The 6,123-nt window shown below is 73.0% G+C and carries 6 protein-coding genes; 2 read left to right on the forward strand and 4 right to left on the reverse strand.

Annotated elements, in window-relative coordinates:
* Nucleotides 1-43: 43 nt before the first annotated feature.
* Nucleotides 44-1,243, reverse strand: a complete 1,200-nt coding sequence (gene bioB / locus AB8Z75_RS30415; RefSeq protein WP_369207616.1) for a biotin synthase BioB — start codon at nucleotides 1,241-1,243, stop codon at nucleotides 44-46.
* Between the two features lie 181 nt (nucleotides 1,244-1,424).
* On the opposite strand from bioB, the gene AB8Z75_RS30420 reads away from it, so the two are divergent.
* Both AB8Z75_RS30420 and AB8Z75_RS30425 read left to right on the forward strand, forming a co-directional pair.
* The gene (locus AB8Z75_RS30420; protein ID WP_369207618.1) at nucleotides 1,425-2,633 is read left to right on the forward strand and encodes an 8-amino-7-oxononanoate synthase; all 1,209 of its coding nucleotides are present in this window, start codon (nucleotides 1,425-1,427) and stop codon (nucleotides 2,631-2,633) included.
* Between the two features lie 266 nt (nucleotides 2,634-2,899).
* Nucleotides 2,900-3,331: an ATP-binding protein gene (locus AB8Z75_RS30425; RefSeq protein ID WP_369207620.1), complete on the forward strand. Its 432-nt coding sequence runs from the start codon at nucleotides 2,900-2,902 to the stop codon at nucleotides 3,329-3,331.
* 426 nt (nucleotides 3,332-3,757) lie between these two features.
* On the opposite strand, the gene AB8Z75_RS30430 is transcribed toward AB8Z75_RS30425, so the two are convergent.
* From AB8Z75_RS30430 to AB8Z75_RS30440, 3 genes are all read right to left on the reverse strand, one after another.
* Nucleotides 3,758-4,759 carry a DMT family transporter gene (locus AB8Z75_RS30430; protein ID WP_369207622.1) on the reverse strand — a complete coding sequence of 334 codons (1,002 nt, stop codon included), beginning with the start codon at nucleotides 4,757-4,759 and terminating at the stop codon, nucleotides 3,758-3,760.
* A gap of 237 nt (nucleotides 4,760-4,996) precedes the next feature.
* Complete coding sequence (locus tag AB8Z75_RS30435; protein WP_369207624.1) at nucleotides 4,997-5,338, reverse strand: hypothetical protein; 342 nt, start codon at nucleotides 5,336-5,338, stop codon at nucleotides 4,997-4,999.
* A gap of 7 nt (nucleotides 5,339-5,345) precedes the next feature.
* Nucleotides 5,346-5,984 (reverse strand): ATP-dependent Clp protease proteolytic subunit, encoded by a 639-nt coding sequence (locus tag AB8Z75_RS30440; protein ID WP_369207626.1) that lies wholly within the window; start codon nucleotides 5,982-5,984, stop codon nucleotides 5,346-5,348.
* Between the last annotated feature and the right edge of the window lie 139 nt (nucleotides 5,985-6,123).

The following is a 6,123-nucleotide window of genomic DNA, read 5'->3' on the forward strand; positions in this document are numbered from 1 at the left end:
GGGTGCGGGGGTTCGCCTGCCGCCCGCCGTCATGGTGGTGGGCTCAGGCATTGGGCGGCAGCTCCGTCCCCGCGCCGCGCCGCCGTACCGCCACCCGCTCGTGCGGGTGTTCAGGCCGGCCGGCCACCGCCGGCTCACCGCCCGCGAGACCCCCGGCGGAGACCCGCTCCGCGCTGTCCGTCCCGTCCGAGCCGTTCGTGCTGTCCGTCCCGTCCGCGCTGTCCGCACGCTGCCCGCGCCGGTGTCCTGGCAGCGTCGTCGTCGCGGTGTCCTCCACCACGAACCCCGCATCCCGGATCATCTCCAGGTCGGCCTTCCCCGCCTGCCCCTCGCTGGTGAGGTAGTCGCCCAGGAAGAGGGAGTTGGCCAGGTACAGCGCCAGCGGCTGGAGCGACCGCAGATGCACCTCGCGTCCCGCCGCGAGGCGTACCTCCACGTCGGGGCAGACGAAGCGCGTCATGGCCAGGATGCGCAGCGCCCGCTGCGGCGTCATGTTCCACTCATCGGCAAGCGGCGTCCCCTCGAACGGCAGCAGGAAGTTGACGGGCACCGAGTCGGCGTCCAGTTCGCGCAACGAGAAGACCACGTCGACGAGGTCCTCGTCCGACTCGCCCATGCCCGCGATCAGCCCCGAGCACGGCGAAAGGCCCGCGCCCCGCGCCCGTTGGACGGTCGACACCCGGTCCTCGTAGGTGTGCGTGGTGCAGATGTCCCCGTAGGTGGCCTCGGAGGTGTTGAGATTGTGGTTGTAGGCGTCGGCGCCCGCCTGACGGAGCCGCTCCGCCTGTCCGTCGGAGAGCAGCCCCAGGCAGGCGCACACCTCCACCTGCTCGTTGCGCTCCTTGATGGCCTCGATCGTCTTCGAGACCCGGGAGACGTCGCGGTCGGTCGGCCCCCGCCCGCTCGCCACGACACAGACCCGCTTGGCTCCGCCGCGCACGCCCGCCGCCGCCGCTTCGGCGGCCTCCTCGGGCCCCAGCCAGGAGTACTTGAGGATGCCTGCCCGCGAACCGAGCCGCTGGGAGCAGTACGAGCAGTCCTCCGGGCACAGCCCCGACTTCAGGTTCACCAGGTAATTGAGCTTCACCCTGCGCCCGAACCACCGGCGGCGCACCTTCCCCGCCGCCGCGACCACGTCGAGCAGGTCGTCATCGCTCGTCCGCAGCACCGCCAGTGCCTCGTCACGCGAGGGCGTCTCGCCCCGCACACCCTTGTCCGCCAGTGCGTTCAGCAGGTCGTCCATGAGCATGATCCTGGCCGACGGCACCGAGCCGGGAAATGGAGGAAGCCTACAAGACCACGTGCCCGAGGTGTGGACGTTGTCACACCTCGGCGTCCGGCATGGCCGGTTACGTTCTATTGACTGCCTACAAAGGCCCTGGTTCCCCACCGGGGCATGACGCCGCCCGGACGAAGAGAGCCCCATGCCCACGGACCCGGCTCAGGAAGCCGCCCCGCACACAGCACGAGCCCCCTTCGCCGACCCCTTCGCATGGACGGCCGACGGCCTGGAGGCGCGCCGCGCGGCCGGACTGCTGCGCACCCTGACGCCACGGGCCGCCGACTGCGCGCTGCTCGACCTGGCGGGCAACGACTACCTCGGGCTCTCCCGCCATCCCGAGGTGACCCGGGCCGCCGCACAGGCAGCTCGCCGCTGGGGCGCGGGCGCCGGCGGCTCCCGGCTGGTGACGGGAACCACCGCGCTGCACACCGAACTGGAAGCGGAACTGGCCGACTTCTGCGGTTTCGAAGCCGCGCTGGTCCTCTCCTCCGGGTACGCGGCGAACCTCGCCGCCGTCACCGCCTGCACCGCCGACCCCGCGGGCCCGGGACTCCTCGTCTCCGACGCCCGCAACCACGCCTCGCTCATCGACGGCTGCCGCCTCTCGCGCGCCCGTACGGCCATCGCCGCGCACGCCGACCCGGAGGCCGTCGCCGAGGAACTCGCGGCCCGCCCGCCCCGGGAGAGCGCGCTCGTCGTCACCGACTCCGTCTTCTCCGTCGACGGCAACGCGGCACCACTGGAGACGCTCGCCACCGTCTGTGCGGACGCCGGCGCAGGGCTGCTCGTCGACGACGCGCACGGTCTCGGCGTCCTGGGCGAGGGCGGGCGAGGGGCGCTGTCCGCGGCCGGACTCGCCGGCTCTCCCGGCACGGTCGCCACCGTCACCCTCTCCAAGTCCTTGGGCAGCCAGGGCGGCGCGGTCCTCGGCCCCGCACACGTCATCGCCCACCTGGTCAACACCGCCCGCACGGTCATCTTCGACACCGGTCTCGCCCCCGCGGCGGTCGGGGCCGCACTCGGCGCGCTGCGGCTGCTGCGCCGCGAACCCGAGCGGGCCGCGCGCACGCGCGCGGCGGCGGCCTTCGCCTACGGGCGGCTCACCGCCGCGGGCCTGGACGCCACTCGCCCGGACGCCGCCGTCGTCGCCGTCCGCGCCCCGTCCCCGCGGGCCGCGGTCGCGTGGACGGCCGCGCTGCGGGCCGTGGGCGTCCAGGTCGGCTGCTTCCGTCCGCCGTCCGTCCCCGACGGCGTCTCCCGGCTGCGGCTGACCGCCCGCGGCGACCTGACAGAGACCGCGCTCGCGCACGCGGTGGACGCCGTGATCGCGACTGCTCCCACCGGCAGCTGACACGATCGGGCTGACGCGATCGGGTCGACCGCGTGCGCCCCGCATTACGTCCCCAAGACGGACAAATGCGAGCCATCGCTGTCAAGTTCACCGCTTCGAGCGACAGTTGACGGTGCAACCAGTGGGTTCGGCCACACGGTGCCGGGCGGAGTGGCACTCTGTCGCGCAGCGGTCAACCGGGCCGCTCCGTCTCCCCGCTCTCCCCGCACCAGTCCGCCGCCGCTCGGCGGAGGAGTCCACGGCCCCGGGAAAGGGACGCCCTCGCCATGGCAGACAACCAGGAAGCGACGCTCACACTGCCGAGCGCCCCCGCCTCCGTCACCGCGGCACGCAGACACGTCACGGACGTCCTGCTCTCCTGGGGGCTGGGCGAGGGCAGCGACGTCATGGAGTCGCTGCGTCTGATCGTCTCCGAACTCGCCACCAACGCCGTCCAGCACACTTGCGGGCAGTCGCCGGTCTTCACCGTCGACCTGCGGCTCGAGCGCGCCGAGTGGCTGCGCCTCGGCGTGAGCGACTCCCACCCGAGGAGGCCGCGCCGTCTTCCGGCCGCCGTGCAGCAGGACAATGGGCGCGGCCTGGTCATCATCCGCACCCTGACCGCGGAGTCGGGCGGCCGGATGACCGTCGCCCCCGCCCGCGGGGGCGGCAAGACCGTGTGGGTCGAACTCCCCTGGATGCCGCCGGCTGCGGCCTGACACTGGTCACCGGGCGCAGTTTCGACGCTGCGATCGCCGTCGGCGCAGCTCACCGAACCAGCGCACGATCGCCGACGTGGCCGCGACGCTGGACGCCGGGTTCTCGGCTTCGTCGTGGAACCACGCGCTTAGACCGCCGTCGACAGCAAGATCGGCCCGATCCAGTGGGTCAGGCGGGACGGTGACGTCACCGGTTGAGGAGGTGACGACCTGAAAGGAGTCGCAGGGCGCGGACGCAGCCCGTGGCCGCGGTCGCGGTCCCGGCCGCGGTCGCCGCCTCCCGGCCGCCTTGGGCGCAGCCGGCACGTGCGGCGGTGGTTTCCGGTGCCGGTCCCGCTGGTCGCACCTGCGGGGCCGGCACCGGACGCAACAGTTCGGGAGCTGGTATGCGGCTGCACATCCGCGCCGCTCACCACCCCCGGCCGGCTAGGCGGGCCGCGTGGCCCGGGATCGTGCCGTCTCCGCGCGGGTCAGGAACACCACACCGGTCAGCAGGACGAGCGTGCCCAGCAGCATCGGGGCGGTCAGCCGCTCGCCGAGCAAGCCGACGGCCAGCACGGCCGCACTGACCGGCTCGATCAGCATGACGACCGAGGCCGTCGCCGCGCGCACGACGGCCGCGCCCGCGAAGTACAGCGGGTACGCGAGTGCGGTCGGAACGGCCGCGACGTATCCCGTCAGCAGCACCACGCGCAGCAGGTCACCGGAGTGCGGTACCGCTCCCTCGGCCAGTGCGAAGGGCAGCAGGACGGCGGCGCCGACCGCGAACGACCAGGCGGTCAGCGTGAAAGAGCTCTCTCCGCCGCCTGCGCTTCCGGCCCACCGGGCCAGGAGGACCGAACCGGCGAAGGCCGCCGCCGCCAGCAGCGCCAGGGCGACTCCGCCGGCGCGGACCCCGCCTCCACCGCCGCCGAGCACCAGCACGGTCAGTCCGGCCAGTGCGGCGGCGACGGCGAGGGCGCCGCCCCAACCGAGCTGTTCGCGCAGCACCAGCCAGGCGCTCAGTGCGACGAACACCGGGGCGGCGCCCAGTGTCACGATGGTCGCGACCGCGACGCCCGTGGCGGGCACGGCGGCGAAGTAGGCCGTCTGGAAGACGGCCAGACACAGCCCCGTCGCCACCCGCAGCGCGAACCGGGAGCGGGAGAGGCGACCTGGGCGTCGCGTCGCGGGCCGGGGCTCCGCCGCTTCGGGCCGGGGCTCCGCCGCGTCGGGGTCGGGCCGCCGCAGGGCCCGTACCGCGGCACGGCCCGCGAACAGCAGGAGCAGCCCGGTCACATAGCGCCAGAAGGACACCGCGAGCGGGCCCAGGTCGCTGGAGGAGTAGAGGAGATCGACGGCCGCCCCTGTGGTGCCCCAGGTGGCACCGGCGACGGCGAGGAAGAAGAGGCCACGCCCGACGGGCAGGCCAAAAGAAGATGTCGGCACGAGAACGCGCTCCGCGTAAGGAGAGGTGGATGGTGTCCCGTTCGCGGGCACCACCGACCTCCGCGGCGGACGTTCGTCCGCCGCGGCAGCCGTGGGCGGCGGCCCGCCTTACGCGGTGGGCGGGGAGAGCAGAGCGGTTGCCGACGTCATGACCAGCACTCTAGCCACGTCGTGCCGGGGAACCAACAGCTGTCCGCCTGTCGGGCAGCCACCCGCGCCAGCGGAGCGCGGGGCCGGTCAGCCCGTGTCGCCCTCCGGTCGTGCGCCCGGGGCAGGCGGAGGCCCGACCAGGCCCGCACGCCGCTCCCCGTCGAGTACGCGCAGCGCCCGCTCCAGCGTCGCCGCGTGCAGCTCGTTCTCGCCCCGTTCGTGCATCAGGGTCAGCGCGTCCCGCAGTCGGACGGCCTTGCTGACCAGCCCCTGTGCGGCACGCAGGCTCCGGTAGGTGTCGCGCCCGCGCGCCGGGTTGATCCTGCCCATCAGGTCGAGGGCTTCGAGATAGGTGTCCACCACGTCGCCCTCAGCGCGCGTCAGCGCCGGGAGCGGGGGCAGGTCGGACGGCCGCTGGTGGCTCGCCATCGCCGGCTCATCCCCGTACGGGGCGGGCGGGGGAGGTCTTGCGGCTGGCCGTGAGCCGGTCGATGAGCCCGTAGCCGACGGCCTCCTCGGCGGTGAAGATCTTGTCGCGTTCGAGGTCCGTGCTGATCCGGTTGCGGGGCTGCCCTGTGTGCCGTTCGTACAGTTCTTCCAGCAGTTCCCGGGTCCTGAACATCTCCTGGGCCTGGATCTCCAGGTCCGCGATCTGGCCCTGCGCGGGTTCGCCGAGGGCCGGCTGGTGGATGAGGATGCGGGCGCCCGGCAGCGCGAGCCGTTTGCCCGGGGTGCCGGCGGCCAGCAGGACGGAGGCCGCCGACGCGGCCTGCCCCAGGCAGACGGTCTCGATGTCGCAGGTGACGAACCGCATCGTGTCGTAGATCGCGGTCATCGCCGTGAACGAGCCGCCCGGCGAGTTGATGTACAGCGAGATGTCCTGGTCGGGCGCGGCGTGTTCGAGGTGCACGAACTGGGCCATCACGTCGTTGGCCGACGTGTCGTCGATCTGGGTTCCCAGGAAGACGATCCGCTCCTCCATCAGCTTCGAGTACGGATCCATCCTTCGCGTTCCGCTGCTGGTGCGCTCCGTGAACTCGGGCAGGACGTATCGGGCCGTCGGTTGGTTCCGCATGGCGTCGCACTCCACTGTCGTCGCGTGAGAAACGTACGGACTGTACAGAACGTACGTGGAGCATCTCACCATGAACCTCGGCCGACGTCCCCTGCCCAGGACCGGATTCCGCTGAAGGCGAAGCAACGCCCCGCCCGCC

The sequence above is a fragment of the Streptomyces sp. PU-14G genome (assembly GCF_041028275.1).
GTDB lineage: Bacteria > Actinomycetota > Actinomycetes > Streptomycetales > Streptomycetaceae > Streptomyces.